Origin of the sequence: Roseiterribacter gracilis (genome assembly GCA_018332375.1) — a bacterium.
Lineage (GTDB): Bacteria > Pseudomonadota > Alphaproteobacteria > BOG-932 > Roseiterribacteraceae > Roseiterribacter > Roseiterribacter gracilis.
In genome coordinates, this window is record BOPV01000001.1 from 1,199,056 (window position 1) to 1,224,128 (window position 25,073).

Sequence of the window (25,073 nt, forward strand, 5' to 3'; positions counted from 1 at the left end):
CTTTCAGTTGCGGGCTTGCGGATCGGCGACGCGCGGAAAGTAATTTGCGTCGCGCTTCGTGTAGGGCATGGAAGCGAAATCCATCTGCAGCGCGCCCGGCGTCGCGACTTGCAGGATCGCGTCGGCGATCGGCGCGAACAGCGCGTGGAAATGCTGGCTCGACTTCACCACCACAAAGCGTTTGGTCGAAAGATCGATGCCGAGACCGGTGAAGGCGTCGGGCGAAAAAGTCTGTGTGCGCTTCGAACAGATGACGATGTCCATGTCATCGGCTTCGATCCACACCGACAGTCCCATCGCCGAACGCGATGGGCCCAACCCACCTTGCGTGTGGTTTTTTTCAATCGCGCGCACTGTGCCGACCAAATCGATCGGCGCGCCCGAACTGGGTCCCGCTTTGCCGCCCAGCCGCATATCGAAGCGCGCGCCAACGCCAGCTTCGGCGCAAGTCTGCGCCAGCACGGGATCCCAAAAACAACCGATGGCAATCCGGTCGAGTTTGCGCGCGCGCAACGCCGCCAGCAGCCGCGTATCGTCGCCGGGCGAACCACCGCCGGGATTGTCGGCCGTGTCCGCCAACACGACGAGACCGGGCAAGCCGATCGCCTGATCGATCGCCGCGTCGATCTTGGGATAGCGCGGCAGAAGTTTTTCGCGCGCGTCGTAGATCCGTGCAGCGAGCGACTTTGCCGTCTCGAACGCCAGACGTTCGTCGCCGTCGGCGATCACCAGCATCTTGGAGCCGACATCGACCATATCGGCCCAGGGAAAGCCGTGCGCAAAACTCGCTGACAACACGCCGCGTTCTTTCTCGGCGGCGAAGAACGTCTGCAGCAGCGAAGCCATCGGCTCGGCGGTGGTCGGGTAAAACCCGACCATGCGCAGATCGACGACGGCGCTGACCGGATTGTACGTACCCGCCGCAGCGCCGACGCAGATCGCATACAGCTCCTGCGCGCGTGGGACGTAATCGCTATGCGGATATTCTTTCATCAACACGATCGCAGTGGCGCCCTGCACCATTGCGTCGGTCAGATGACAATGCGGGTCGAGTTCGACGCCGATTTTCACCGTCGGTCCGACGATGGCGCGCGCGCGCTGGATCAGGTCGCCTTCGCAATCATCGTAGCCATCGGCGATCATGGCGCCGTGCAGCCCCAGCAGAACCACGTCGAACGGCCCGTCGCGTTCGAGCTGGGCCAGGATTTCGTCGCGCATCGACTCGTAGACCGACCGCACCGTCTTTCCTGACGGCTGGGCCGAGGCGATCAGCCCCTCGACGACCGTGTGGCCGTCTTTCTCGGCCAAGCCGCGCCAGGTCCGGGCGATTTCGCCATACACGCCCGGATCGTTGCGCGTGGCATCGCCGCGATGCAGGCCGCCTTCTTCGAAACCCCGCCAGCCCGTTGGAAACGGGGCAAAGGTGTTGGTTTCGGTGGCGATGCCCGCCAGGAAAATCCGCATTCCGATTTTTCCATTTGGAAAATCTGTTTCCGTCATGCAAGTTATCGCTCCTGATTGAGCCCGTCGAGAGGTGATCCTTGCCGCAAGCGCCGACAATTTCGGTTCCCCTCCCAGGGGCCTGGCGCGCGGTCATCACGTTCGCGGTGGCTGCGGTCGTGTCCTACACGGACCGCCTGATCCTGAATCTGCTGGTCGATCCGATCCGCGCCGATCTCGGTATCAGCGACACCCAAGTGTCGTTGCTGCAGGGCGCGGCCTTCGCCGTACTCTATGCATGCGCGGGCCTGCCCTTGGGCCGGATCGCCGATCGCTGGCCGCGCCGCAACGTCATTGTCGCGGGCGTTTTGATCTGGAGCCTGGCGACCGTCGCCTGCGGTCTCGCGACCGATTTCCCGACGTTGTTCATTGCGCGCATCTGGGTCGGCATCGGCGAAGCCGCCCTGGCACCGGCTGCGGTTTCGATGATCGCCGATCTGTTTCCGCCGTCGCGCCGTGGTTTTGCCATTGGCGTGTTTCTGACCGGCATGGTGGTCGGCGGTGGTGCTGCGATTTCGATCGGCGGTGCGCTTCTGTCGTTGATTGAAGGAGGCGCAGTCCAAGCCTGGCCGATCGTCGGCGCGATGGCGCCGTGGCGCAGCGTGATGGTGCTGGTCGGTCTGGCCGGCATTCCCGTCGCGATCGCGGTGATGACTCTCTACGAGCCGCAACGGACCAAAACCGAATCTGCGGCGCTGTCGATGCTCGACTCGATGCGCCGCCTCGCCCGCGATGCGCGCGTGCTGGCGCCGATTTACGGCGCAGCGGCGCTGATTTCGATCGGCGATTACGGGTTTCTCGGCTGGGCGCCGTCGCTTCTGTCACGCCGGTATGGCTGGACGCCGATGGAAACCGGCGCTGCGATCGGCGTGTTGCTGATGGCAACCGGCGCGGCCGGCGCCTTGATCGGCGGCGCCTTCGCCGATCGCCTGCAGAAGTCGCACGGGGTCACTGGCCGTTTGCGTCTCGCCTTGTTCGCTGCGTTGGCGGCGCTCGCTTCGGTGCCGTTGCTGCTGCTAGATTCGTCCAGCGCTGCAGTCGCCGCGACGGCGCTATGGTCGCTAGCCAGCACGGCGGCGGGCGCGATTGCGATCACCGCGTTGCAAGACCTGGTGCCAAACGAACTTCGCGGACTCGGCACGTCGCTGGTCGCGTTCGGCAATACGATTGTCGGGCTGGGCCTTGGCCCGACCTTGGTCGCGCTTGCGACCGAACGCGTCTACGGCGACCCGCGCGCGCTGCATGTTGCGATCGCAACTGCAGTGATCCCTGCCGCCATTCTTGCCTGTTTGATGCTGCGTTCTGCACGGCGCAGCCTGTTGAGGACCGCATGACGATTGAGATCGACGCCCTTGTTATCGGCGCCGGTATGGCCGGCGCATCGATCGGTGCAGAGCTGGCGCGCGACCGCAACGTCGTTCTGCTCGAGCGCGAAAGCCAACCTGGTTATCACTCAACCGGACGATCGGCGGCGCTGTTTTCGGAATGCTACGGCAACCGGCCGGTGCGCGCGCTGTCGCGCGCCAGCCGCAATTTCTTCTTCAACCCGCCGGCCGGTTTCACCAGCGTCGAACTGACCAAGGCGCGCGGTGCGCTGCATGTCGCGACCAAGGATCAGCTCGGTGCGCTGGAGGGGTTGCGCGCGCAACCCGACTTCGCCGCGCAGACCAAACATGTCGACGGCGACGAAGCGCGCGCGCTGGCGCCGATCCTGACCAAAGACTGGGTTGCAGGCCTGTATGAACGTGAAGCGCGCGACGTCGACGTGCACGCGCTGCACCAGGCCTATCTCGCGGCGCTGCGTGAACGCGGCAGCTCGCTGCGCACCGACACTGTGCCGCGCACGATCGAGCGCAAAGGCGATCGCTGGAAAGTCGAAACCGGCAGCGAGACGTTCCTGACGCCGTTGCTGGTCAATGCCGGCGGCGCCTGGGCCGATGTCATCGCGCAGCAAGCCGGCGTCAAAACGATTGGCCTGGTTCCTATGCGTCGCACCGCAATTCTGCTCGAGGCACCGGCTGGTCACACGGTCGACAGCTGGCCGATGGTGATCGACGCCGAAGAGCAATTCTACTTCAAGCCTGATGCCGGCACGTTGCTCGTGTCACCGGCCGACGAAACGCCCAGCGAGCCATGTGACGCGCAGCCCGACGAACTAGACGTCGCAATCGCAGTCGAACGGTTCGAACAGGCGACGACCGAGCGCGTGCGCCGCATCTCGCATCGCTGGGCCGGCCTGCGCAGCTTCGTCGCCGATCGCGCACCCGTCGTCGGCTACGCCAAGAACGCACCGGGATTTTTCTGGGTCGCCGGACAAGGCGGCTACGGCATCCAGACCGCGCCCGGCCTGTCGGCTGCTGCAGCCGCGCTGGCGCGCAACCAAGCACTGCCTGAGTTCGTCGCACGCGAAGGGGTCACCGCATCGGACCTCTCGCCCGATCGATTCGCTGACTAAGGGAGTTCGCTAGATGATGATCGGACTCGACCGTACCGACCGCCGCATCGTCGAAACCTTGGCGCATGACGCGCGCTTGCCGATGGGCGAACTTGCCAACCGCGTCGGTGTTTCGCGCCGGCATTGTCGCGTCCGTCTGCGCGCCCTTGAATCGCGCGGCATCATTCGCGGCTACCACCTGCAGCTCGAAGAAAAAGCGCTGGGACCGCATGTCGACGCCTTCGTGCGCATCGGCCTGCCGCTGAACGAGCACGGCGCGCGCGATGCGCTGGAGTCGGTGTTGCTGGACCTGCCCGAAGTGCTGGAAGCGCATCTGGTGACTGGCGAGACCGACTATCTGGCGCGGGTTCGTGCCGACAAGGTCGATACGCTGACGCATCTGATCACCGAGCGCCTGGCCCGGCTCTGTCCCAACACGCAGCTACGCACCTCGCTGATCGTGCGCACATTGAAACGCGCCAACTAACGAACCACGTTCGTTCGGTCGAGCAGTAGGCCACACCCGGCCGCGGCAAACCCGGCAACGGCAACGCCGGCGCCAGCAAACGACACGGCGTCCAGGCCGAGTCCTTTTTCGATCACAAAGCCGCCCAGCCACGCGCCCGCCGCGTTGCCGAGATTGAAGGCGGCGATGTTCAACGACGAGGCCAGGTTGGGTGCCTCGCGCGCTTTGTCGACCACGCGCGCTTGCAGCGCCGGCACCGTGATGAACGAGGCGACGCCCCACAAGAAGATCACGATCGCTGACGGAATTTTCGCGTGGCTGGCAAAGGCGAACACGACCAACACCACCGCAAGCGCAACCAGCCCCATCAACAACGATTTCATCAGCGCGCGGTCGGCAAGCTTTCCGCCCAGCCAATTACCGAAGGTCAGGCCGACGCCGAACAGCAACAACAGCCACGTCACGTCTGACGGCGACCAGCCCGCTTGCTCGCGCAGGATCGGTGCGATGTAGGTAAAGACGGTGAAGACGCCGCCGAAGCCGAGCACGGTCGTCAGCAACGCCAGCAGCACCGCGGGGCGCGTCAGCACGCGTGCTTCTGCTGCCAGTCCGACACCGCGTTCCGTCGCGACATTGGGCACCAGCACCAGGATCGCGACCAAGGCGATCACGCCAAGTCCAGTCACCGCCCAGAACGTCGCGCGCCAGTCGAACATCTGCCCCAGCGCCGTACCGGCTGGCACGCCGAGAATGTTGGCAAGTGCCAGACCGGTAAACATCAGCGCAATTGCGCTGGCTTGCTTGTTCGGCGGCACCAGTCGCGCCGCGACCACGGCGCCGACGCCGAAGAAACTGCCGTGGCAGAAGGACGTGACGATGCGTGCGATCAACAGCGCCGTATAGTTTGACGCAATCGCACACAGAAAATTGCCGAGAATGAACACGACCATCAATGACGCGAGCAGCGTCTTGCGCGGCACCCGCCCCGTCGTTGCCGTCAGCAACGGCGCGCCGATCGCGACGCCCAGCGCATAGGCGCTGACCAAGGTGCCAGCCACCGGAATCGAAACGCCAAGATCGGCGGCGACTTCGGGTAGCAATCCCATGATGACGAATTCGGTCGTGCCGATGGCGAAAGCCGCGGCAGCCAAGGCAAGCAATGCAACAGGCATGTCAGTCGGGATCCTGTACTGGGACCGGTGTTTTGCTTTTTGTGGTGGTCAACAACACGCCACCGAGCACCAGCACCGCGCCGAAAATCTGTAGCAGACTCATCTTTTCTTCGAGGCCGGTGACGCTGATCAGCAAGGTCGAGACCGGACCGAGTCCCCCCAGCAGCGCGACTTTGGTAGCACCTAGCCGTCGCAACGCCTCGCCCATCGCGAAGGTCGGCAACACAGTACTGCCGATCCCAAGGGCGATTACGATGCCGTATGTATGCCACGACAGATCCAGCGCCGACCAATCGCGCAGCACCGGAAACTGGCCGACGCACAACACGGTCGCCGAACACATCGCAATCGCGGTGAAGCGCAGCGAACCGTAGCGGCGCGTGAAGTTGGTGCTGAAAATCAGGTAGACGCTGAACAGAAGCGCACTGCCAAAGATCAGACCGGCACCGGTGAGAAGATCCTTGTTGCCGGCGGTAAAGCCCGAAGACACGACGCAGCCCACACCGATATAGGTGACGATCAGCGCTGCGACTTCGCGCTTGCTCGGCCGCGTTCCAAAGATCGCAAGCGACAGCAACACGACGATCGTCGGATAGGTGAAGAGAATCAGCCGCCCGATGCCGGCCGACACATATTCCAGTCCTGCGAAATCGAAGAAGCTGGCGCCATAGTAACCGATGATGCCGAGCAGCACGGCGCTGCCAAAGCCGCGCGCATCCATCTTCTCGCCCGGCGCACGCAACGCGACCAGCAGAAACACCGGTCCCGAGACAGCCATACGCAATGCGAGCAACGTCACCGCATCCTGCACTTCGACATAGGCGAGCTTGACCAGGATCGTCTTCATCGAAAAGGCGAGCACGCCGACGATCGCCAGCGCGATGCCGATCGCGGCGTCGCGTTTGTTCGTCGTGTCGGCGCGGAGCTGCATGGCGTCGAACCTACGGCGCCGCGGCGCGCTGTCGACCCTGCGTCACCGGATAGCGCCCATGCGTCAGCGTGGCAGCAAGGGCGGCGGCAAGGCGCGACCTGCCAACAGCAGTCGCACCGAATTCAACACCAGAAGAAGAATGCTCACATTGGCGAGGCCGAAGACGAGCGGCGCGATCCAGTCCCAACCGCCGGTGGCACCACGATCGGCAAAGCGCGCCGCATCGGCGCCAAGCGCGGAAATACCGAACGAAAAGCCCCAGAACGCCATCGACACGCCACCCTCGGCAATCCAGCTCGACAGCCGCAACAGGAACAACGCCTGCAGCAGCGCGTAACCGAACAGCAACAGCGCGACCGTGTCGGGAACGCCCGAGGTGAGCGAAAGATAGGCACCGCACGACACGGCGGGTGGTGCGAGCTGGATCCCCAAGGTCGGACGCAACGGCGGAATCATCGGTGCCGCGTTCAGCAGACGGTTGAGGATCACCGACTCCAGCGCCAACCAGGGCAGCACGCCCATCCCGAACAGGACGCAACCAAGATCGTGCCAGCCGAATGCGCCGGCACCGACGCCGCACGCGACCAGCGGCGAGCCAACCAACGGCAGATACAGCGCCGACGTCGTCGTGACGTTGTCGCGCCCGCCGCGCCACAGACCGCCGAACCGCCAGGCCGCAAACAGCAACGACGTCGGCGTGAAGGCCCAATACACGACTTTTGCCGCCATCATCTGATAGGGCACGAGCACCGCTGCGATGAGCAGCGAGGCGGTGAAAATCAGCGCAACGAAACAACATTGCACCGGATGTTCGATCTCGGCCCAGGCCTCTTCGCGCGCGACGATCCATTTGCGCGCGTACAGAACCAGCAACAGCAACCAGACGACAAACGCGACGCCGCAAATCGCTTCGGCGATGAGCGGTGGCAGATGCCAGACGCGCGCAGCAACGCGCCAGCCGAGCCCCAGTGCGGCGAGACCGATGACGGCACCGAAGAACGACGCAGGAATGAACATCGCGTCAGCTCTTCAAATCGGGAAAGTCTTCTTCCCAGAATTCTGCGGGTGCACGCTCGTCGCCTTCACGCAATTTGGCTTCGGCGCGGCGTAACTCGACGCGGCGGATTTTGCCCGAAATGGTTTTCGGCAGATCGGCGAATTCAATTCGCCGCACGCGCTTGTACGGCGCCAGCGCGGCGCGCGCATGCGCCAGGATCGATCGCGCTGTCGCGGCGTCGGCGGTGTAACCAGGCACCAGCGACAGAAATGCTTTCGGCACAGCGTGGCGCACCGGATCGGGTGACGGCACCACTGCGGCTTCGGCGACCGCCGGATGTTCGATCAGCGCGCTTTCGAGTTCGAACGGGCTGATCCGATAGTCGCTGGCTTTGAACACGTCGTCAGCGCGACCGACATAGGCCAGCCGTCCAGTCTCGTCGCGCTGCGCGACGTCGCCGGTGCGATAGACGTCGCCTTGGATCGGTTCGATCGTCTCGCCGATCTGATAGCCGCGCATCAGACCGCACGGACGTTGTTCGCCGTCGAGTGCAAGACTGATCTCGCCCTCCTCTGCATCGTTGCCGTCGAGATCGAGCAGCCGCACGCGATAGCCAGGCATCGGCCGCCCCATCGAACCCAGCACGATCTCTTCACCGGGCGGGTTGGCAATCTGGCAGGTCGTTTCGGTCTGGCCGTAGCCATCGCGGATGGTGACGCCCCAGGCGCTGCGCACGCGTTCGATCACTTCAGGATTCAGCGGTTCGCCGGCACCGACGATTTCGCGGATCGCAGGTGTCCACTGGGTCAGGTCTTCTTGAATCAACATGCGCCACACGGTCGGCGGCGCGCAGAAGGTCGTGACCTTTTCCTTGACCAGAATGTCGAGCAGACCGCGCGCGCCAAAGCGCGGCTGGTTGAGCACGAAAATACACGCGCCGGCATTCCACGGCGCAAACACGCAGCTCCACGCATGTTTGGCCCAACCCGGCGACGAGATGTTCATGTGCACGTCGCCTTCGCGCACGCCGATCCAATACATCGTCGACAGGCTGCCGACCGGGTACGAGCGATGCGAATGCAGCACCAGCTTGGGCTTCGCGGTCGTGCCCGACGTGAAATACAGCAGCAGCGGATCGTCGGCGTTGGTCGCACCGTCCGGTTGGAAGTCCGGCGACGCGTTGTTGGACTCGGCGAAGTTGCGCCAACCCGCGACCTCCGGCCCAACTGCAACGCGCGTCCAGCTGCCGCCGATCCCGTCAAACTTGGCGCAGCAATCCGAAGCCGCGATCACATGTTTGACGCGGCCGCGTTCGAACCGGTCGAGCAGATCTTCGTGCACCAGCAAGGTGGTCGCGGGAATCACCACCGCGCCCAACTTCATCGCCGCCAGCATCGTTTCCCACAAAGGCGCGACGTTGCCGAGCATCAGCAGGACGCGGTCGCCGCGCTGGACGCCCAGGCCGCGCAGGAAGTTCGCGACTTGATCGGACCGGGTTTTCAGCTCGGCGAAGCTGCGCCGAGTCTCGCCGGCTCCTTCATCGACGATGTGCAGCGCAGGTGCGTTGTTGCCGGCGGCAAATGGGTCGAACCAGTCGAGCGCCCAATTGAAGCGGTTCAGCTCCGGCCAGCGGAACTTCTCGTACGCGGTCGCGTAGTCATGACTGTGCGCGAGCAGGAAATCGCGCGCCGCGCGGAAGGAGGCCGCGTCTTGGGAAGCCATTCCCGAATCCTTGTGTGATTGCTGGCCGATCCTGCCGCAGAAAAGCCATCGGTATGAAGGACGTTGTTACGCGTCAGGATCTTGAGAATCCTTAGGCCCGAGCGCAGGTTGTTCGGTACTCGTTCGTGGAGGAAGTATGATCCGCCGCATTCTTTTCGCCGTCGCCGTGACCGCCGCAATTGGCGCCGCGATCGGCGTCACCGCAGCGCCCACACCGGCGTCTGCGCGTACCCACGTCTCCGTCGGTATCGGCTTTGGTGGTCCAGGCTGGTACGGCGGTTGGCGTCCGTATCGCCATTATTGGGGCGGTCCGAGTGTCGCGATCGGGCTGCCGCTCTATTATGCGCCGCCGGTCTATTACGGCCCGCCGCCCGCATATTATGCGCCCCCGCCGGCGTATTACGCGCCGCCCGCCTACGGCCCCGCTGGTCCTTACGCGCCGCAGCCGGTTGCGCAGGTGCTGGAAACGGTGCCGACCGGCACCGCCGCAAATATCGCCGGCCAGGTCACGACGCCGACTCGCACTTGGCAGAACGGCCAGACCTGGTGCCGCGAATACACGACCAACGCGCGCATCGAAGGCCGTCAGCAGGTGATGGTCGGCACTGCCTGCCGCGATCCGGGCGGCGCCTGGCGCATCGCTTCGTAAGCGACGCACACACCGACGACAAAGGCGCTGCCTCCGGGCAGCGCCTTTTTTCATGGCCCTTTGTACAGATCCGCGCTGCGCGCGCGGGGCGGACAGAAACATAGCGCGCAGACGTCGCGGTTGCGTTTGCCGGCAGACGGGCCAGATAACCCTCCTCATGCGGAGACGGACCTTCCTCATCGCCGTGGGCGCAACCATCGTTGCGCCGCGCTGGGCTGACGCTGCGCCGCTGCCTGAGCGACGGCTGCGCCTCATCCACGGCGACACCAACGAGACGATCGACGCGGTGTTTCGCAATAGCGACGGCGCGGTCAACGACGAAGCACTGGCTGCTTTGTCGGAATTTCTGCGCGACCGGCATGTCGAAGAGATCAAAAGCTACGAGCCGGCGGTGCTCGACATTTTGTGGGAGTCGCTCGGCAAGGTCGATCGCGACCGTGCCACAGTGTTGTCGGGCTATCGCACCTTCGAGACCAACGAGAAGCTACGCCGCACCAGCAAGATCGGCGTCGCCGAAGGAAGCCAGCACATCTATGGCCGCGCCATCGATATCTATGTCGACGGCAAGATCGCCAATGTCGCGAAAGCAGCGCGCGCGATGAAGCGCGGCGGCGTCGGTTGGTATCCGCAAAACAAGTTCGTGCATCTCGATTGCGGACCGGTGCGCGAATGGACCACCGGCGGCGTGCTGCCTGCCAGCGCCGGCTTCAAGAATCTGCTGGCACCGGGCGTCACCCAGTTCAAAGGTCCGTTCGGCAAACAACAGCGCATCGACCTCGGCCACGCGCTGGCCAAGGCACAGTACCAGCAGCGTATGCGCGGTATCTTTTTCCCCAAGTGAAACCGGTCCCCACCATCTCGCTCCCCGACGGAACGCACATTCCGGCGCTGGGCCAAGGGACGTGGAAGATGGGCGAACGCGCCGCCGACCGTGCGCGCGAAGTCGCCGCCTTGCAGCACGGTATCGATCTCGGCCTGACCTTGATCGACACGGCCGAGATGTACGGCGAAGGCGGTGCCGAAAAGATCGTCGGCGAAGCGATCCGCGGTCAACGCGACAAGATCTTTCTGGTTTCCAAAGTCTATCCGCACAACGCCAGCAAAAGCGGCGTCGTCGCCGCGTGCGAACGCAGCCTGCAGCGGTTGGGCGTCGAGCAGATCGATCTCTATCTGCTGCATTGGCGCGGCGCGCCCAAACTTGCTGACACGCTGGCTGGCTTCGAAACGCTGCGCGACCAAGGCAAGATTGCGCGCTGGGGCGTCTCGAATTTCGATCTCGACGATATGGAAGAGCTGGCTGCGCTGCCGGGCGGCGATGCGTGCGCGACCAACCAGGTGCTCTACAATCTATCCCGGCGCGGCATCGAATTCGATCTGCTGCCCTGGTGCGCGCAACGCCGCATCCCGACCATGGCCTATTCGCCGATCGATCAAGGCGCGCTGGCGAAAAGCCGCAAGCTGCAAGCACTCGCCAAAGAACGCGGCGCGACGCCGTCGCAGATCGCATTGGCGTGGTTGGCAGCGCAGCCGCACGTCATCTCGATTCCGAAAGCAGTCGAGCGCGCCCATATCGACGACAACCGTCGCGCGCTGGAGATCAAACTGACAAGCGACGAGCTGGCTGCGCTCGACGGCGAATTTCCGCCGCCGAAGCGCAAGTCGCCGCTGGCGATGATCTGACTAGAAACGGACCTGAACGATCTGCGCGTAGAGCTGTTGCGTCAGCACGCGGATCGCTTCGGTGATTGCAACCGGCTCGGCACTGACCGCGGTTCCAGCCGCCGTCACCATGCGACGGCCGCGTTCGGTCAGCACGACTTCGACGCGCACGCCATTGTCAGCCGGCGTGAAGTTCCAGGTCGCGACCTGGTCGCCATACGCTTCTTTTCCCGGCGGCGTGAACGTGATGCCGTACGTCGTCGGACCCTTCATCCGTTCGGCGACGAACGGACCGGCCTGCGCCTCGGTCATGCCCGGCGGCGCGTTGAGCAACGCCACCTGCACGTTCGGCTGCGGATAGAACGCGTCATAGGTGCGCGTCGTAATGCCGGTCGGCTGGTTGGGTGCGCTGCCGAGTTGGAGGCTGCAACCCGCAAGCATCAGGACAGAAGCGGCGATCAGAACCGTACGCATGAAAGACTCCGCGAAAACACCGGAGCCCTCCTAGCACGCGATTCAGCCGGGCGCGACCTCGACCACCAGCTTGCCGAAATTCCCGCCTGCCATCAGCCGCTCCAGCGCGGCGGGTGCGGCGTCGAGGCCGGTCACGCGTTCTTCTTTGAAATATAGCCGGCCCGTCTGGATCCATTCGGCGCCGACGCGGCGCCAAGTCGGCAGCAGGTCGGCATGATCGTAGACGACCAGGCCTTTCATCGTTGCACGCTTGCCGATGATCGGGCCCAGCGCCGGACCCGGCAACGGCGTCGCCGACACATATTGCTGCATCATCCCGCACAGCACGATGCGCGCACCAAGTGCCAGCCGCAGCAACACGCCTTCCAGAATCGTGCCGCCGACATTGTCGAAATAGGCATCGATCCCATCGGGACAGGCAGCGGCCAGCGCGTCACGCCAATTGGCTTGTTTATAGTCGACGCATGCATCGAACCCGAACCTGTCGCGCACATAGGCGCATTTCTCCGCCGAGCCAGCGATGCCGACGACGCGCGCGCCCATATTCTTTGCGATCTGTCCCGCCGCCGATCCGACGGCGCCGCTCGCCGCCGACACGACAAAAGTCTGCCCCGGCAGCGGTTGTGCCAAACGCACCGTGCCCGCCCACGCGGTCAGTCCGGGCATGCCCAACACGCCGAGATAGGCCGACGCCGGTACACCGTCCGGCAGCGACGGCAATTTGTCGGCCGTCGTAGCGCGCGCATAGCGACGCCAGCCGCTGCGCGTCAGAACCAGATCGCCGGTTGTGAAGTCAGGATGCAGTGACTCGACGACGCGCGCGATCGTTTCGCCCGGCATCACGTCGCCGGCACCGACGCCGCCCGACAGATGCTTGCCCTTGATCGCCGTGCCCATATACGGGTCGAGCGATAGATACAGCGTTTCGACCAGCATCTCGCCATCGCCAAGCGACGGCATGTCGGCGTTGCGCAGCTCGAAGTCCGCCGCGATGGGGCGCGTTTCGGGCTGACGCAGCAGCACGACTTCCTGGTTCTGTTTCATAGCTCCACCCAGACTTTCCCAACCGATTTGCCCGACCGCAAATGTTCGACGGCAGCGGGCACGGACTCGATGCCCTTGAATAACGTCGAGTCCAATTTCACCTGCAACGCACCGTCGCGATAGAGCGCGAAGATCTGCCCCCGGGCCGCCGGCGCGAATTCGCGGAACAGCGCATTCTGGAACGCGCGCACCGACGCGGCCTTCCAGTAGAGCCGATGATAGATGCGCGACTGGGTGACTTGCTCGGGCGCCTTGTGCATGTCGGCGGCATAGCCCGACACGACGACGCGCCCGTGCGGCGCCAACGCATCGACGAAGGCGTCGAACACCGCGCCGCCGACCGTGTCGAATCCAATATTGATCCCGTCGGGTGCCAGCCGCGCAAGCGCGTCCGGCAGCTGCTCGTTGGCGCGGTCGATCACCGCGTCGCAACCGAGCGTGCGCACGAAGCGCGCTTTCTCGTCGCCCGACACGAGGCCGATGACACGACAGCCGGCGCGGCGCAGAAACTGCACCACGAATTGGCCAAGCCCACCGGCCGCAGCGGCCACCACTGCGACCTCGCCTGGTTTGGGCTCGGCAACGCGTTCGACCGCAAGCAAGGCCGAGACGGCGCTCGGCACCAGCGCGACATAGGTCGGATCGAGCGACGGCAATTTGATCGCGTCCGCCGCGTCGACGGTCAGGCACTCGCGATAGCCGCCGCCAAGCTGCGCCGTTACGACCGCGTCACCGACCGCAACTGCGTGCACGTCGCGCCCGATTGCGATCACCTCGCCCACCGCTTCCAGCCCGAGATCCAGCGGCGGCACCAAGGTTCGATACGGCACTTCGTTGCGGCAGATCCCGTGGTCGAACAGGCCGTTGACGCCGAGATAGCGGTTGCGCACGAGAAGCTGCTGCGGCCCGGGTGCAACGACGTCAAACGACACCAACCGCGCAGCGTCGGTAAATCCCTCGCCGAACGCGGGCAATGTCCATTTGCGGGCCGTTTCCATCGCGCCACACTGGCGAGACGAAGCGGCGCTTGGCAGCGTTATCTCGGACCACGGTCATGCCGTGGGCGCGCCTGCCTGGATTTGGCCTGCGCTTTCTGGGATAGAAGCACTCTCTGCATGGCTGGAGTTGCGCGATGAAGCTGCACAAACTGGACGACAAGCTTTCGGTGGCCGCGCAGATCGCGCCCGGCGACGCACGCGCAATTGCGCAAGGCGGCGCGCGCACCCTGATCAACAACCGGCCCGACAATGAAGAGCCGAACCAGTTTTCGCACGACGACGCGCGCACCGAAGCCGAAGCGGTCGGCCTGTCCTATCTCTACCAACCGGTGACGACGCCGACGATCGACCGCGCTGCCATCGATGCCTTCGCAGACTCCGTCGCGCAGTCGCCGGGCCCGGTCGTGGCGCATTGTCGCTCGGGCACGCGTTGCTACCTTCTATGGGCGGCGGGAAAAGTTCTGCGCAACGGCGCCGATCCCGAGACGCTGATTAGCGAAGCGACCGGACGCGGTTTCGACATCACGGCGCTGCGCGGCGTGCTGGAGCGTACAAAGAAGTAAGGCACGCGCCTGCCAAGAGCACGTTTCGGCAAAGCGCGCACGTCCAGTCATTGTTCCGCCAAAGGCGGCGGCCTACCCGCATCGCAGTATATATGCATTGGAGGGATTGATGCCGACCGCCACCCCGACACCGGGAAAGAAGCTCCTCACCCCCGCCGATCACGCGCTGGTCATGATCGACTTCCAGTCGCAGATGGCGTTCGCGACCAAATCGATCGACGCGGTTCTGTTGCGTTCGAACGCCGCGCTCGTCGCCAACGCAGCGCGCGCATTCAACGTGCCTGCGATCCTGACCACGGTCGCGGAGAAGAGCTTTTCGGGTCCGATGTTCGACGAAATACACCAGGCCTTCCCCGGGCAGGCGATGCTCGACCGCACCTCGATGAATACGTGGGAAGACAAGAACGTCATTGCCGACGTGAACCGGATCGGCAAAGCACGCCTGGTCTTTTGCGGCTTGTGGACGTCGGTCTGCATCGTCGGGCCGACCTTGTCGGCGCTCGACCAGGGATTCGAGGTTTATGTCATCGCCGACGCGTGCGGCGACGTTTCGACCGAAGCGCACGAACGCGCCATGGAGCGCATGATCCAGGCCGGCGTGCGCCCGATGACGTCGCTGCAATATCTGCTCGAACTGCAACGCGACTGGGCCCGCACCGAGACATACGATGCGACCACCGGCGTTGCGAAGCTTTACGGCGGCGCTTACGGACTCGGCATCATCTACGCCAAGACGATGTTCGGCGCGTCCGAAAGTCATTGAGGCGTGACGCTCGACGGCAGCCAGATCGGGCGGCGCACGATTCTGGGTGGGCTCGCAGCGCTTGCGGCGGGCCCCTACGCACAAGGGCAACGCATCACGACCGAACCCGATCTGATCCTGCACAACGGCAAGATCACGACGCTCGATCCCGCCAATCCGGTCGCGGACGCGGTTGCGATCAAGGACGGTCGCTTCGTCGCCGTCGGTACGGCGCGCGATTTGCTACCGACCGCCGGTGCTGCAACACGCAAGATCGACCTGCAGGGCAAGCGCGTCCTGCCCGGCTTGATCGACAACCATCTGCACGTCATTCGCGGCGGGCTGAACTTCAACATGGAGCTGCGCTGGGACGGGGTGCGCTCGCTCGCAGATGCGATGACGATGTTGAAGGCGCAGGTGGCGCGTACGCCGGCGCCGCAATGGGTGCGCGTGGTCGGCGGCTTCACCGAGCACCAATTCGCGGAAAAGCGCCTGCCAACTCTGGACGAGATCAATGCGGTCGCGCCCGACACGCCGGTCTTTCTGTTGCACCTCTACGATCGCGCGCTGCTCAACCGCGCCGCGCTGCGCGCGGTTGGATACGACCGCAACACGCCCGAGCCCCCGGGAGGAACGATCGTTCGTAACACGCAGGGCGAGCCGACCGGCATGCTGGTCGCAAAACCCAACGCGGCGATCCTCTATGCGACCTTGGCCAAGGGACCGAAGCTTCCGTTCGACTACCAGCTCAATTCGACGCGGCATTTTCTGCGCGAACTGAACCGGCTTGGCGTGACCGGCGCGATCGATGCCGGCGGCGGCTTTCAGAACTACCCCGAAGATTATGCCGTGGTGCAGAAGCTGGCCGATGATGGTCAGTTGACGGTGCGCATCGCCTACAATCTCTTCACGCAAAAGCCGGCGCAGGAGAAAGAAGACTTTCTGCGCTGGACGCAAAGCGTGAAGTACCGTCAGGGCGACGACTATTTCCGCCATAACGGTGCCGGCGAAATGCTGGTCTTCTCGGCCGCCGATTTTGAAGATTTCCGCGTCGAACGGCCCGACATGCCGGCGTCGATGGAGGACGACCTCGAACATGTGGTGCGCATTCTGGCGGAAAATCGCTGGCCGTGGCGCCTGCATGCGACTTACGACCAGACGATCGATCGCGCGCTGAACGTGTTCGAGAAAGTCGCCAAGGATATTCCGTTCGACGGTCTGCGCTGGTTCTTCGATCACGCCGAAACGATCAGTCCGAAAAACATCGATCGCGTCGCAGCCCTGGGCGGTGGCATCGCCGTGCAACATCGCATGGCCTATCAGGGCGAATATTTCGTCGAGCGTTACGGTGCCAAGGCAGCCGAAGCGACGCCGCCGGTCGCGCGCATGTTGGCGAGCGGTGCCAAAGTATCAGCCGGCACCGACGCAACCCGCGTCGCGTCGTACAATCCGTGGGTATCGCTGTCGTGGCTGGTGACTGGCAAAACGATCGGCGGTCTGTCGCTCTATCCGACGCATGCGCGGATCGACCGCGAAACCGCGCTGCGCATGTGGACCGAGAACGTCACCTGGTTCTCCAACGACGACGGCAAGAAAGGTCGCATCCAGGTCGGTCAGTTCGCCGACCTGATCGTGCCCGATCGCGACTATTTCGCGGTCGCTGAATCCGACATCGCCGACATCGCCGCCGAACTCACCATTGTCGGCGGCAAGATCGTGTGGGGTGCAGGCGCGTTTGCGACCTTCGACCCGCCGGCCCCGCTGGCCATGCCCGACTGGTCACCGGTCAATATCCACGGCGGCTATGGCGCGTGGAAACACGCTGCTGGCGACAACGCGGCAGTCACGAAACGCGCGGCGGCATCCTGCGGCTGCGATGCCGCCTGCAACATCCACGGCCATGCGCACGCATCGGCCTGGACCACATCACTGCCCGTCGGCGACGCGCCAAGCTTCTGGGGCGCGCTCGGCTGCGCCTGCTGGGCAGTATGAGCCAACGCTCGCGGGAAGGATTGCGATCATGACTGTGCCCGGCTCCGGGTTTGCTGCCGCGCGCAGTTTTGCAATCGCGGCCGCGATCGCGCTTGGTTTTGTCGCGGGCTTCGTCGATACGTGCGGCTTCGTCGCGCTGTTCGGCTTGTTTACCGCCCACGTCACCGGCAATTTCGTGTTGATCGGTGCTGCCGTCGTGGGCAGCGGCGGCGGCATCTGGGCGAAACTCGCCGCCTTTCCGATCTTCGTAACCGCAGTCGCCGGATCGACAATCTTCGCGCGTTCCTGCGCGCGCAGCGGCAGCGACGCGATGCGGCCGTTGCTGTTGGTGCAACTTGCGCTGTTGCTTGCCTTTGCCGTTGCGGGTATTCGCCTGTCACCGTTTCACACGGCCGATGCGGCCGCCACGATCGCGACCGGCATGCTGGGCGTCGCCGCGATGGGCGTGCAGAATGCGGCGTCACGCTTGGTCTTCCTTAGCCTGGCGCCGACGACGGTGATGACCGGCAACGTCACGCAACTGATCATCGACCTGGTCGATCTCGCGTGCGGCACGGCCGAGGAAGCGGCTCGCGACCGGCTGCGGCGCATGGCTGCGCCGGTGCTCGCTTTCACCGCCGGCGCGCTATCGGGTGGACTGCTCTACATGGCAGCAGGGTTTGCCTGCCTTGTTTTGCCAATCGTGCTGTTGGCCTTGGTCGCATTCCTGCGCCCGGCGCCGACCAAGTAACGCGCTAGAGAATCTCGGTCGTCAACGCGTCGAACCAGAGATCGTTGTCGTCGCGCTCGATGTGAACGTCGAGAAAGCTGATCACGCCAAGTGCGAACGCGACCCGATCGGACTCGTCGTCCGCGATCGGCACGCAAACGAATTCGATCGGCGTCGACGACATTTTGATGCCGCGCTCGACCCCGCGTACGCGCACCGGCCGCCTGGTTTCGACCACCGCGCATAACGGCCGCAGCACATCGTCGAGATGATCGCCGTAGATCTCTTTGCTGACCATTTTTCCGGTCGCATCGCGCCGGGCGCGATCGGCCAGTGCGGTACCGACGACGCGGTAGCGAAAGCTTGGCCCCTCCCCGACTTCGATCAACAGACAATGGGCAACCAATGCCGGCAGATCGCAAACCAGATCGATCGCGGCGCGCCGTGGCAGCGCCGCATCACCTCTGCGCGCGCTCCAATAGTCGAGCAGCCGGCATGACATCGGTTCCAGCGGCGGTTGCTTTTCTTCGCTCGGGAAACCCATACCAAGTCCGATCGCGCAATTGCTCCGTCGCTAGCACACTTCGCAGGTGACGAGTTCGACCGGCTGGCTTTCGCTCGCAGAGTCGTCTGACGAAGATTCGTAACTCATAACCACGATTATGAATCCGACCTTAAATGCGTCGTCGCGCGCAGCGACCGGCACGCACAAAGCTTCGATCGGTGTCGTCGTCTTGCGCACGCCGCGCGCATAGCCGCGCACCCGCACCGGACGTCGATGCAGCACAACTTCGCGCAACGGGCGCACCACCTCGTCGAGATCGTCGCCGTAAAGTTGCTCGTCCAGCATCAAGCCGGTCACATTGCGTCGTGCCCGGTCGACCAAGGTCGATCCGACGACGCGATAGCGGAAATGCGTCTCATCAATTACTTCGATCAAGGCTGCATTGGCGACCAGCTGTGGCAGATCGCAGACGAGATCGATTTCGGCGCGCGTTGGTAACCGGTCGTGACTGCGGCTGCGCCAGTAGTCCAAGAGCAGACGCGAAATCGGCGCCAGATCGACGGAGCCCGGCGCGCTCCCGGTCATCCGCCAGCCTGTCCTGCCGCAACGGCACGGATCGCAGCCAAGGTCACGCGTCCGCTGCCCAACGCAACTTCGTCGACATTGAGCGAGAGCATCGTTTCAAGCGCGTCGCGTGCAGTTGCATCGGTTGCAATTGGATGCACGGCCCGCCCCGGCTCGACAAGATGCTGCGCGGGATGCAGCGCAAGAAGTTTGAGGATTCGGTCGCTTCCCAGAAATGCAGCGACAAACGAATCGGATGGCGCGAGCAACAAGGACGCTGGCGGCCCAGCTTGCACCAAGCTTCCGTCGCGCAGCAGCGCCAACCGATCGGCAACCTGCAGCGCCTCGTCGATATCGTGCGTGACGAGGAGAACGGTTTTCTGCAGGCGTCGCAAAAGCCCGATCAAATCGCGCTGCAACTCGCTGCGGCGCAGCGGATCGACAGCGCCGAACGGTTCGTCCATCAGTACGTGCGGCGGGTCCGCTGCCAGCGCGCGCGCAACGCCGACGCGTTGCCGTTCGCCGCCCGACAGGTTGCGCGGTGCGCGGTCGCGCATCTGGGCGGGGTCAAGACCGACAAGCTGCAACAGCTCGTCGACGCGCGCATCGATCTTCGCCTGCGGCCAATGCAACAGCTCGGGCACCATCGCGATATTGCGCGCGACGCTGAGATGCGGAAACAGGCCGACTTCCTGCACCACCCAACCAAGCCGCCGGCGCAACTGCACTTCGTCGATGGTTGCGATGTCGACGCCGTCGACGAAAACCGTACCGCTATCGGGGATCAGCAACCGGTTCACCAGCCGCAGCAGACTCGTCTTGCCGGCACCGGACGGCCCGACCAGCGCGCAAATCGTTCCAGCCGCAACCGTGAGCGACACCGAGTCGAGCGCGCGATGCGTGCCACGCTGCAAAGTGATGTTGCGGAATTCGATCATGCCCCGACCTCGTCCGACAATTTCCCCGCCAGCTTGCGCTCAAGCTGTCCCAGTCCTGCTTCGAGCAACAAAGCCAGAACGACGACTGGCACTGCGCCTAACAGAATTTGTTGCGTGTCGCGCACCGCGAGCCCGCGCGCGATCAGATCGCCAAGCCCACCGCCGCCGATAAACGTCGCCAAGGTCGCGCCTGCAACGATCTCGATTGCGGCAACGCGCAGGCCGGCGACGATGACCGGACTGCCGAGCGGAAATTCGATCCGGCGCAGCCGCTGCCACCGCGTCATGCCAAGCCCGCTGGCAATTTCGCGCAGCGACGGATCGACCAAGCCCAATCCAGCAACGACCGCCAGCAATACCGGCGCCGTTGCGTAGAGCGTCAGCGCCAGCAAGGACGGCAGGAATCCCGTACCGAGCAACGGCAAGGCCAACGCCAACACAGCAAGGCTGGGCAAGGTGCGCGCCAAGTTCGCGAGCTGTGTGACGATGCGCGAACCGGTCAGTCCCAATGCGACGCCCAGCGCAACCGACAGCGCGAAGGCCGCGCCGGACAGACGCAGATGTTCCAGCAACGGCGGCAGCAGCGCATTCATGCGACGCTGCTCCGCGCCTGTCGTTCGAGCAGCAGCAGGGCGCGATCGGCGAGCAGCGCCAACAGCACCGCGGCGCCCGCGCTGAGCGCGATCTTCGCCGGCCAACGTTGCGCCAGGCCGGTCAACAACATCTGCCCCAACCCACCCGCGTCGATTGCAGCTGCGATCGTCGCAAGTCCGATCGCTGCAACCAACGCAGTGCGCAGCGACGCGACAAAGGCGGGCAGCAACAACGGCACGGTCACGCGCAACAGGCGCTGACGCGGCGTCAGGCCGAGACCGGTTGCGACTTCGTCGAGCTGCGGCGGCAGCGCGGCCAACCCGCCCAACAAGCCGCGCAGCAACACCATCGCAGCGTAGAGCGAAAGACCGATAACCGCGCTCACGGTTCCCAGACCGGTGAGCGGCAGCAGCAGCGCGAACAGCGCCAGGCTCGGCACGGCATAAAAGAGAGCGCTGAACCCCAGCATCGTAGCGCGCAGCCGGTCGCGCCGCGCCGCTAGCAGCGCCAACGGCAGGGCAACGGCAAGCCCGACCACGATGGACGCAAGCGCCAGCCCCGCATGTTCCAACGTCGCGCGCGCCAGACGCGACCACGGCAGGCCCGCGCGCGTCGGCTCGACGCCGTCGAGAAATGCTTGCGCGACTTCGGCCGGTTCGAACCGGTCGCGTTCGACCAACCCGTTCAGCCGTTGCATCGTTGCCGTATCGAGCCGCGCCGACACGGCGTCGAGGATCGATGCGATGCGCGGCGTCAGCGCTGCGTTGCGCACGACCGGCGCCAATTGATAGGGCGGGAATAGCGCCAGGTCGTCAGCCAGCGCGACCAATGCGCCGTCCGCAATCTGCCAATCGGTGGCAAAGCCGTTGATGACGTCGACTTGGGCGCGGGTCAGCGCGTCGTAGCGCAGCGCCAAGGCCGAGAACGTCGCGACGCGTCCAAACTTCATGCCGTAGACGCGCTCGAGGCCCGGCAAGCCATCGTCGCGATCGACGAATTCGGTACCGAGACCGATTGTCAGCTTGGGCGCGATGCGCGCCAGCGCGCTCAAATCCGCAACCTGCGTGCCGGGACGCATCAGCAGCACATTGCCGTTGTCGATGCCCGACGGCGTCAACCAGGTCGCGCCGATCTCGCGCTGATAGAAGGCGCGTACGCGTGCCAGCACCGTGTCGGATGCTTCGCCGCGCGCCGGTTCCTTCAACACGACCGCGAGCGCGGTGCCGGTATATTCGGGATAGAGGTCGATCTCGCTCGCGACCAAGGCGGCGTGCGCGATGGCGGAACCTGCCAAATTGAAGCGCCGTTCCACCGTGATGCCGGCACGCTCCAACGCCTGCGCGTAGAGTTCACCAACTATCCATTGTTCGGTGAAATTCTTAGCGCCGACTCGGATCGTCTCAGCCCTGCTGGCTGGAGCCCAGAGAAGATGGGTCAGAAGAAGAGCGATGAGCAGAATCCAGCGCATAGGCTGCGACCGTCGCAGGCCTGCCGCGCTTCGTCCATCGCATGACGGAGGTTGACGGGACCGTGGCACACCGGCATCAGGAATTTTGTCGCGAATCGCGGCCAAAAATTGATTTGGGGGGAAGCTTTGAGCGACGCTGAAGCACGCTACGAATTGCGCAACGTTCTCGGACGCGGCGCGCGCGGCGTCGTCTACGAAGCGATCGACCGCTATAGCGGTTGGCGCATCGCGTTGAAGCTGGCCCATGGCGAGCGCGCCGCCCCGACGCGGCGCGAAGCGACCTTGGCGCGGTTTCTGGCCGAAGTCGAAATGGCGCGCCCCCTGCCCGATCATTGCATCGCACGCCCGCTCGAAGCGGGCTTGTTGCGCGGCATTCCTTATCTGGCGATGCGTTGCGTCGATGGCGTGCGTCTCGACAAGCTGGTCGACCAAGCCCCGATCGAAACGCCGCGCGCTGCTGCGCTGACGGCGTCGTTGTGCGACGCGCTGGGTGCACTGCACGCGGCCGGTCTCGTTCACCGCGACGTCAAACCGGGCAATGTGCTGGCGAAGATCGACGGCACCGTGGTGCTGCTGGATCTCGGCCTCGCCACCGCCGCCGGCCTGCCGGCCCCGCCGCAATTGCTCAACACGCCGGCTTATATCGCGCCCGAAGCCTTGGACGGCGCGTTGCTAAACGGCAGCGCCGATATTTTTGCGGCCGGGCTGATCTTCTACGCGCTGCTGACCGGGCGCCGTCCGTTTGGCGACGAGCCGCAGACGATCACCGACGCGCTGCGCCGCCGTCTCGCACCGCGCGCACCGTCGTCGGTGACACCGGCCGCAGCAAAATACGACGCGATCGTCGCGCGTGCGCTGTCGTTCGATCCCGCTGGCCGGCCCACGGCAGAAGAGCTTGCAGTTGCGCTGAAATAACCCCTCTCCCCGAGGGAGAGGGAGGGCCCCATCGCGCAGCGATGGGAGGGTGAGGGTTTTGTCTCGACCTTCCTCGCGTGTCCGCGATCTCCGGAGCCGCTCCACCGACGCTCGTCGAGCTTGACGGCTCGCAGCACGCCGATCCGGCCACGCGCGACTATGACGTGCAGCGCACCGCGTTTCTGAACAAATCAGGTTGGTACGTGCTGCGCTTCTGGAACAACGACGTGCAGCAGAATCTCGACGGCGTGCTTAAGACCATTCTGCTGGCGCTGAACCGGGAACCCTCACCCTAACCCTCTCCCTCAGGGAGAGGGGATTCGAAAGCCCTCTTCCCGTTATCTTGGTACCATGGTACATAGATCGCCATGGCGATCGAACGTGTCCAGACCGGTATCCGGATCGAGAAGAAGCTGCTCAAGGTCCTCAAGGGCCTGGCCGAGTATCACGATATGAGTCTGGGCGATCTGCTTGAGGGGATCTGCCTGCACGCGCTCGAAGGCAAAGCGCCCTTCTCGCCCAAGACCTTGGAGCGCGCCGCACAGCTGCGCGCGGTCTACAGCCACGAATTCACCGCCGCCGACAGCCACAAACTTGCCGAGACCAAGCGTGCACGAAGCCGAACTCGCGACGCGTAGGCGCCTCGCCTGGCTCGAAGCAGGCCTGCTCGACCCTGGCGAGTTCGGACATGAAGAACATGTCCGCCTCGCTTTCGAACTGTTGCGACGCCACGATTTCATCGACGCGTTGCATCGGTTTGCGGGCGGGCTGAAACGCATGACCGCACGGCTGGGCGTCGGTCACAAATTCAACGTCACCATCACCGTCGCCCTCGCCTCGCTGATCGCCGAGCGCATGCAGGAAACGCCGGAAGCGACGTGGGACGAATTCCGCGACGCCAACCCGGATCTGTTCGATCGCAAGCTACTGGCGCGCAGCTACGCGCCCGAACGGCTCAGCGACGAGCGCGCAAGAAAGGTCTTTCTGCTGCCATGAACGCGCTGACTCTGCTCCGCATCGTCTATGCGGGCGTGATTGCAATTCTCAGCGTGTTGACCGCGCTGCATCCAGCAGACGGAACGCCGATGCGGATCGTCGGCGCGGTCGAAGCAGTCGCCGCCATCGCCTTTCTCATCGCGCCGTACCGGCTTGCGGGATTTGCCTTGATCGGCTGCTACGTGACTGCGATCGCGCTGCACACGATGGCGGGCGAATTCGCAGTGCGGCTGGTCGCCGACGTCGCCACCGTGCTGTTCCTGCTCTATCCGACCTATTCGATGCGCGGCGCCACTTTGAGATAGGCGACTTTCGACGGCAGCAAATGGCCGCGGCAGATGTCGATCAGCTTCTTGCGGTCGCCCTTCTCCAGCGCCTCGATCATCGCCCAATGATCTTCGCGCGCGCTTTTGACGTAGCGCTTCTGGTTCAGCGAATGAAACCGGATCACATGCGCCTTGTGCGCGAACTCGTTGATCGCTTCGGATAAATAGCGGTTGCCGCAATTGGCGAACAGCGCCCGGTGGAACGCGACATTGGCGCGGAATACTTTTTTCAGGTCGCCCGCCTTCACCGCCGCATCGTGCTGGCGCTGAATGGCGCGCAACTCTTCCAACGCCGGTTCGTTGAGCGGCAGCGGAATCATCGACGCCGCGTTCATCTCCAGCATCTCGCGCACGTCGTAGAGTTTCTGGACCTGGTCCGCCGTATAGGAACGGACCTGGGCGCCACGATTGGGAACGCGTTCGACCGTACCCATCCGTTCCAGTTCGATCAGCGCCTGGCGAACCACGTTCCGCTTGGCCTCGAACCGTACCATCAAATCGTCTTCGACCAGACGTTCGCGGGGAAGCAATCGCCCCAACACGATGTCTTCTTCGATCGCCGCCACCACCGTCGACAGCGCGACGGCGCGCGGTTCGAGTGGTTCCAGCTTTCGTGCAACGCGAGCCATCCGGCCACGCTACAGAGGCGGTCAGAACGTCACAACCAGAATTATTGATAATCTCGTTGACGAGTCTGATTGGCCACTGATACGGC

Annotated in this window: 29 protein-coding genes; 15 read left to right on the plus strand and 14 right to left on the minus strand. The window is 64.2% G+C overall.

The window, feature by feature from the left end; genetic code table 11:
- Positions 1-3: 3 nt before the first annotated feature.
- Positions 4-1,464 (minus strand): M81 family metallopeptidase, encoded by a 1,461-nt coding sequence (locus tag TMPK1_RS05985; RefSeq protein ID WP_420242041.1) that lies wholly within the window; start codon positions 1,462-1,464, stop codon positions 4-6.
- A 143-nt stretch (positions 1,465-1,607) separates the two neighbouring features.
- On the opposite strand from TMPK1_RS05985, the gene TMPK1_RS05990 reads away from it, so the two are divergent.
- The 3 genes from TMPK1_RS05990 to TMPK1_RS06000 are packed head-to-tail and all read left to right on the plus strand — an operon-like array spanning position 1,608 to position 4,421.
- A complete protein-coding gene (locus tag TMPK1_RS05990) occupies positions 1,608-2,834 on the plus strand; it encodes an MFS transporter (protein WP_420242042.1) in 1,227 nt (408 codons plus the stop codon).
- On the plus strand, positions 2,831-3,955 hold the full coding sequence (locus tag TMPK1_RS05995; protein ID WP_420242043.1) for an NAD(P)/FAD-dependent oxidoreductase: 1,125 nt from the start codon (positions 2,831-2,833) through the stop codon (positions 3,953-3,955). Before TMPK1_RS05990 ends, TMPK1_RS05995 begins: the two co-directional genes overlap by 4 nt.
- 13 nt (positions 3,956-3,968) lie before the next feature.
- Positions 3,969-4,421, plus strand: coding sequence for an Lrp/AsnC family transcriptional regulator (locus tag TMPK1_RS06000; protein ID WP_420242044.1), 453 nt, complete (start codon positions 3,969-3,971; stop codon positions 4,419-4,421).
- Here the strand turns inward: TMPK1_RS06000 and TMPK1_RS06005 are convergent.
- The 4 genes from TMPK1_RS06005 to TMPK1_RS06020 all read right to left on the minus strand — a co-directional run bounded on the left by TMPK1_RS06005 (position 4,418) and on the right by TMPK1_RS06020 (position 9,222).
- The gene (locus TMPK1_RS06005; RefSeq protein ID WP_420242045.1) at positions 4,418-5,572 is read right to left on the minus strand and encodes an MFS transporter; all 1,155 of its coding nucleotides are present in this window, start codon (positions 5,570-5,572) and stop codon (positions 4,418-4,420) included. The genes TMPK1_RS06000 and TMPK1_RS06005 overlap by 4 nt on opposite strands.
- A gap of 1 nt (position 5,573) precedes the next feature.
- Positions 5,574-6,503, minus strand: coding sequence for a DMT family transporter (locus TMPK1_RS06010; protein ID WP_420242046.1), 930 nt, complete (start codon positions 6,501-6,503; stop codon positions 5,574-5,576).
- A gap of 63 nt (positions 6,504-6,566) precedes the next feature.
- Positions 6,567-7,520, minus strand: coding sequence for a dicarboxylate transporter/tellurite-resistance protein TehA (tehA, locus tag TMPK1_RS06015; protein WP_420242047.1), 954 nt, complete (start codon positions 7,518-7,520; stop codon positions 6,567-6,569).
- Positions 7,521-7,524: 4 nt separating this feature from the next.
- Complete coding sequence (locus TMPK1_RS06020; protein WP_420242048.1) at positions 7,525-9,222, minus strand: AMP-binding protein; 1,698 nt, start codon at positions 9,220-9,222, stop codon at positions 7,525-7,527.
- A gap of 136 nt (positions 9,223-9,358) precedes the next feature.
- Between TMPK1_RS06020 and TMPK1_RS06025 the strand changes: the two genes are divergently transcribed.
- The 3 genes from TMPK1_RS06025 to TMPK1_RS06035 all read left to right on the plus strand — a co-directional run bounded on the left by TMPK1_RS06025 (position 9,359) and on the right by TMPK1_RS06035 (position 11,551).
- On the plus strand, positions 9,359-9,871 hold the full coding sequence (locus TMPK1_RS06025) for a hypothetical protein (protein ID WP_420242049.1): 513 nt from the start codon (positions 9,359-9,361) through the stop codon (positions 9,869-9,871).
- Positions 9,872-10,028: 157 nt separating this feature from the next.
- On the plus strand, positions 10,029-10,712 hold the full coding sequence (locus TMPK1_RS06030) for a YcbK family protein (RefSeq protein WP_420242050.1): 684 nt from the start codon (positions 10,029-10,031) through the stop codon (positions 10,710-10,712).
- Positions 10,709-11,551, plus strand: a complete 843-nt coding sequence (locus TMPK1_RS06035) for an aldo/keto reductase (RefSeq protein ID WP_420242051.1) — start codon at positions 10,709-10,711, stop codon at positions 11,549-11,551. Before TMPK1_RS06030 ends, TMPK1_RS06035 begins: the two co-directional genes overlap by 4 nt.
- Here the strand turns inward: TMPK1_RS06035 and TMPK1_RS06040 are convergent, their stop codons facing one another.
- The 3 genes from TMPK1_RS06040 to TMPK1_RS06050 are packed head-to-tail and all read right to left on the minus strand — an operon-like array spanning position 11,552 to position 14,046.
- Complete coding sequence (locus TMPK1_RS06040) at positions 11,552-12,004, minus strand: hypothetical protein (protein WP_420242052.1); 453 nt, start codon at positions 12,002-12,004, stop codon at positions 11,552-11,554.
- Positions 12,005-12,046: 42 nt separating this feature from the next.
- Positions 12,047-13,048, minus strand: a complete 1,002-nt coding sequence (locus TMPK1_RS06045; RefSeq protein WP_420242053.1) for an NADP-dependent oxidoreductase — start codon at positions 13,046-13,048, stop codon at positions 12,047-12,049.
- On the minus strand, positions 13,045-14,046 hold the full coding sequence (locus tag TMPK1_RS06050; RefSeq protein WP_420242054.1) for a zinc-binding dehydrogenase: 1,002 nt from the start codon (positions 14,044-14,046) through the stop codon (positions 13,045-13,047). The genes TMPK1_RS06045 and TMPK1_RS06050 overlap by 4 nt, the downstream gene beginning before the upstream one ends.
- A gap of 134 nt (positions 14,047-14,180) precedes the next feature.
- On the opposite strand from TMPK1_RS06050, the gene TMPK1_RS06055 reads away from it, so the two are divergent.
- The 4 genes from TMPK1_RS06055 (at position 14,181) to TMPK1_RS06070 (ending at position 18,073) form a co-directional block, all read left to right on the plus strand.
- Entirely contained in the window at positions 14,181-14,609 is a 429-nt protein-coding gene (locus tag TMPK1_RS06055; protein WP_420242055.1) for a protein tyrosine phosphatase family protein, read from the plus strand.
- Between the two features lie 109 nt (positions 14,610-14,718).
- On the plus strand, positions 14,719-15,372 hold the full coding sequence (locus TMPK1_RS06060) for a hydrolase (RefSeq protein WP_420242056.1): 654 nt from the start codon (positions 14,719-14,721) through the stop codon (positions 15,370-15,372).
- 3 nt (positions 15,373-15,375) lie between these two features.
- Positions 15,376-17,343, plus strand: a complete 1,968-nt coding sequence (locus TMPK1_RS06065) for an amidohydrolase (protein ID WP_420242057.1) — start codon at positions 15,376-15,378, stop codon at positions 17,341-17,343.
- A 28-nt stretch (positions 17,344-17,371) separates the two neighbouring features.
- Positions 17,372-18,073, plus strand: coding sequence for a YoaK family protein (locus TMPK1_RS06070; RefSeq protein ID WP_420242058.1), 702 nt, complete (start codon positions 17,372-17,374; stop codon positions 18,071-18,073).
- A 4-nt stretch (positions 18,074-18,077) separates the two neighbouring features.
- Here the strand turns inward: TMPK1_RS06070 and TMPK1_RS06075 are convergent, their stop codons facing one another.
- The 5 genes from TMPK1_RS06075 to TMPK1_RS06095 are packed head-to-tail and all read right to left on the minus strand — an operon-like array spanning position 18,078 to position 22,121.
- On the minus strand, positions 18,078-18,596 hold the full coding sequence (locus tag TMPK1_RS06075; RefSeq protein ID WP_420242059.1) for a PAS domain-containing protein: 519 nt from the start codon (positions 18,594-18,596) through the stop codon (positions 18,078-18,080).
- Positions 18,597-18,626: 30 nt separating this feature from the next.
- Positions 18,627-19,142 (minus strand): PAS domain-containing protein, encoded by a 516-nt coding sequence (locus tag TMPK1_RS06080; protein ID WP_420242060.1) that lies wholly within the window; start codon positions 19,140-19,142, stop codon positions 18,627-18,629.
- On the minus strand, positions 19,139-20,059 hold the full coding sequence (locus TMPK1_RS06085; RefSeq protein ID WP_420242061.1) for an ABC transporter ATP-binding protein: 921 nt from the start codon (positions 20,057-20,059) through the stop codon (positions 19,139-19,141). The genes TMPK1_RS06080 and TMPK1_RS06085 overlap by 4 nt, the downstream gene beginning before the upstream one ends.
- Positions 20,056-20,652 (minus strand): ABC transporter permease, encoded by a 597-nt coding sequence (locus TMPK1_RS06090; protein ID WP_420242062.1) that lies wholly within the window; start codon positions 20,650-20,652, stop codon positions 20,056-20,058. Before TMPK1_RS06090 ends, TMPK1_RS06085 begins: the two co-directional genes overlap by 4 nt.
- Positions 20,649-22,121, minus strand: coding sequence for a glycine betaine ABC transporter substrate-binding protein (locus TMPK1_RS06095; protein WP_420242063.1), 1,473 nt, complete (start codon positions 22,119-22,121; stop codon positions 20,649-20,651). Before TMPK1_RS06095 ends, TMPK1_RS06090 begins: the two co-directional genes overlap by 4 nt.
- Before the next feature lie 126 nt (positions 22,122-22,247).
- Between TMPK1_RS06095 and TMPK1_RS06100 the strand changes: the two genes are divergently transcribed.
- From TMPK1_RS06100 to TMPK1_RS06120, 5 genes are all read left to right on the plus strand, one after another.
- Positions 22,248-23,036, plus strand: a complete 789-nt coding sequence (locus tag TMPK1_RS06100; protein WP_420242064.1) for a serine/threonine-protein kinase — start codon at positions 22,248-22,250, stop codon at positions 23,034-23,036.
- Between the two features lie 77 nt (positions 23,037-23,113).
- Positions 23,114-23,332, plus strand: coding sequence for an endonuclease domain-containing protein (locus TMPK1_RS06105; RefSeq protein WP_420242065.1), 219 nt, complete (start codon positions 23,114-23,116; stop codon positions 23,330-23,332).
- A gap of 72 nt (positions 23,333-23,404) precedes the next feature.
- Positions 23,405-23,674 (plus strand): hypothetical protein, encoded by a 270-nt coding sequence (locus tag TMPK1_RS06110; protein ID WP_420242066.1) that lies wholly within the window; start codon positions 23,405-23,407, stop codon positions 23,672-23,674.
- Positions 23,646-24,032: a hypothetical protein gene (locus tag TMPK1_RS06115; protein ID WP_420242067.1), complete on the plus strand. Its 387-nt coding sequence runs from the start codon at positions 23,646-23,648 to the stop codon at positions 24,030-24,032. The genes TMPK1_RS06110 and TMPK1_RS06115 overlap by 29 nt, the downstream gene beginning before the upstream one ends.
- Positions 24,029-24,337 (plus strand): hypothetical protein, encoded by a 309-nt coding sequence (locus tag TMPK1_RS06120; protein ID WP_420242068.1) that lies wholly within the window; start codon positions 24,029-24,031, stop codon positions 24,335-24,337. Before TMPK1_RS06115 ends, TMPK1_RS06120 begins: the two co-directional genes overlap by 4 nt.
- On the opposite strand, the gene TMPK1_RS06125 is transcribed toward TMPK1_RS06120, so the two are convergent.
- Positions 24,307-24,987: a GntR family transcriptional regulator gene (locus tag TMPK1_RS06125; protein WP_420242069.1), complete on the minus strand. Its 681-nt coding sequence runs from the start codon at positions 24,985-24,987 to the stop codon at positions 24,307-24,309. The two genes, TMPK1_RS06120 and TMPK1_RS06125, sit on opposite strands and share 31 nt — an antisense overlap.
- Positions 24,988-25,073 lie beyond the last annotated feature (86 nt).

Bases quoted from the DNA above. Each gene is read 5' to 3' on its own strand.
- TMPK1_RS05985 (WP_420242041.1), bottom strand. From the start codon at position 1,464: ATGCGGATTTTCCTGGCGGGCATCGCCACCGAAACCAACACCTTTGCC.
- TMPK1_RS05995 (WP_420242043.1), top strand. From the start codon at position 2,831: ATGACGATTGAGATCGACGCCCTTGTTATCGGCGCCGGTATGGCCGGC.
- TMPK1_RS06000 (WP_420242044.1), top strand. From the start codon at position 3,969: ATGATGATCGGACTCGACCGTACCGACCGCCGCATCGTCGAAACCTTG.
- TMPK1_RS06005 (WP_420242045.1), bottom strand. From the start codon at position 5,572: ATGCCTGTTGCATTGCTTGCCTTGGCTGCCGCGGCTTTCGCCATCGGC.
- TMPK1_RS06010 (WP_420242046.1), bottom strand. From the start codon at position 6,503: ATGCAGCTCCGCGCCGACACGACGAACAAACGCGACGCCGCGATCGGC.
- tehA (WP_420242047.1), bottom strand. From the start codon at position 7,520: ATGTTCATTCCTGCGTCGTTCTTCGGTGCCGTCATCGGTCTCGCCGCA.
- TMPK1_RS06020 (WP_420242048.1), bottom strand. From the start codon at position 9,222: ATGGCTTCCCAAGACGCGGCCTCCTTCCGCGCGGCGCGCGATTTCCTG.
- TMPK1_RS06025 (WP_420242049.1), top strand. From the start codon at position 9,359: ATGATCCGCCGCATTCTTTTCGCCGTCGCCGTGACCGCCGCAATTGGC.
- TMPK1_RS06030 (WP_420242050.1), top strand. From the start codon at position 10,029: ATGCGGAGACGGACCTTCCTCATCGCCGTGGGCGCAACCATCGTTGCG.
- TMPK1_RS06040 (WP_420242052.1), bottom strand. From the start codon at position 12,004: ATGCGTACGGTTCTGATCGCCGCTTCTGTCCTGATGCTTGCGGGTTGC.
- TMPK1_RS06045 (WP_420242053.1), bottom strand. From the start codon at position 13,048: ATGAAACAGAACCAGGAAGTCGTGCTGCTGCGTCAGCCCGAAACGCGC.
- TMPK1_RS06050 (WP_420242054.1), bottom strand. From the start codon at position 14,046: ATGGAAACGGCCCGCAAATGGACATTGCCCGCGTTCGGCGAGGGATTT.
- TMPK1_RS06055 (WP_420242055.1), top strand. From the start codon at position 14,181: ATGAAGCTGCACAAACTGGACGACAAGCTTTCGGTGGCCGCGCAGATC.
- TMPK1_RS06060 (WP_420242056.1), top strand. From the start codon at position 14,719: ATGCCGACCGCCACCCCGACACCGGGAAAGAAGCTCCTCACCCCCGCC.
- TMPK1_RS06070 (WP_420242058.1), top strand. From the start codon at position 17,372: ATGACTGTGCCCGGCTCCGGGTTTGCTGCCGCGCGCAGTTTTGCAATC.
- TMPK1_RS06075 (WP_420242059.1), bottom strand. From the start codon at position 18,596: ATGGGTTTCCCGAGCGAAGAAAAGCAACCGCCGCTGGAACCGATGTCA.
- TMPK1_RS06080 (WP_420242060.1), bottom strand. From the start codon at position 19,142: ATGACCGGGAGCGCGCCGGGCTCCGTCGATCTGGCGCCGATTTCGCGT.
- TMPK1_RS06085 (WP_420242061.1), bottom strand. From the start codon at position 20,059: ATGATCGAATTCCGCAACATCACTTTGCAGCGTGGCACGCATCGCGCG.
- TMPK1_RS06090 (WP_420242062.1), bottom strand. From the start codon at position 20,652: ATGAATGCGCTGCTGCCGCCGTTGCTGGAACATCTGCGTCTGTCCGGC.
- TMPK1_RS06095 (WP_420242063.1), bottom strand. From the start codon at position 22,121: ATGCGCTGGATTCTGCTCATCGCTCTTCTTCTGACCCATCTTCTCTGG.
- TMPK1_RS06110 (WP_420242066.1), top strand. From the start codon at position 23,405: ATGGCGATCGAACGTGTCCAGACCGGTATCCGGATCGAGAAGAAGCTG.
- TMPK1_RS06120 (WP_420242068.1), top strand. From the start codon at position 24,029: ATGAACGCGCTGACTCTGCTCCGCATCGTCTATGCGGGCGTGATTGCA.
- TMPK1_RS06125 (WP_420242069.1), bottom strand. From the start codon at position 24,987: ATGGCTCGCGTTGCACGAAAGCTGGAACCACTCGAACCGCGCGCCGTC.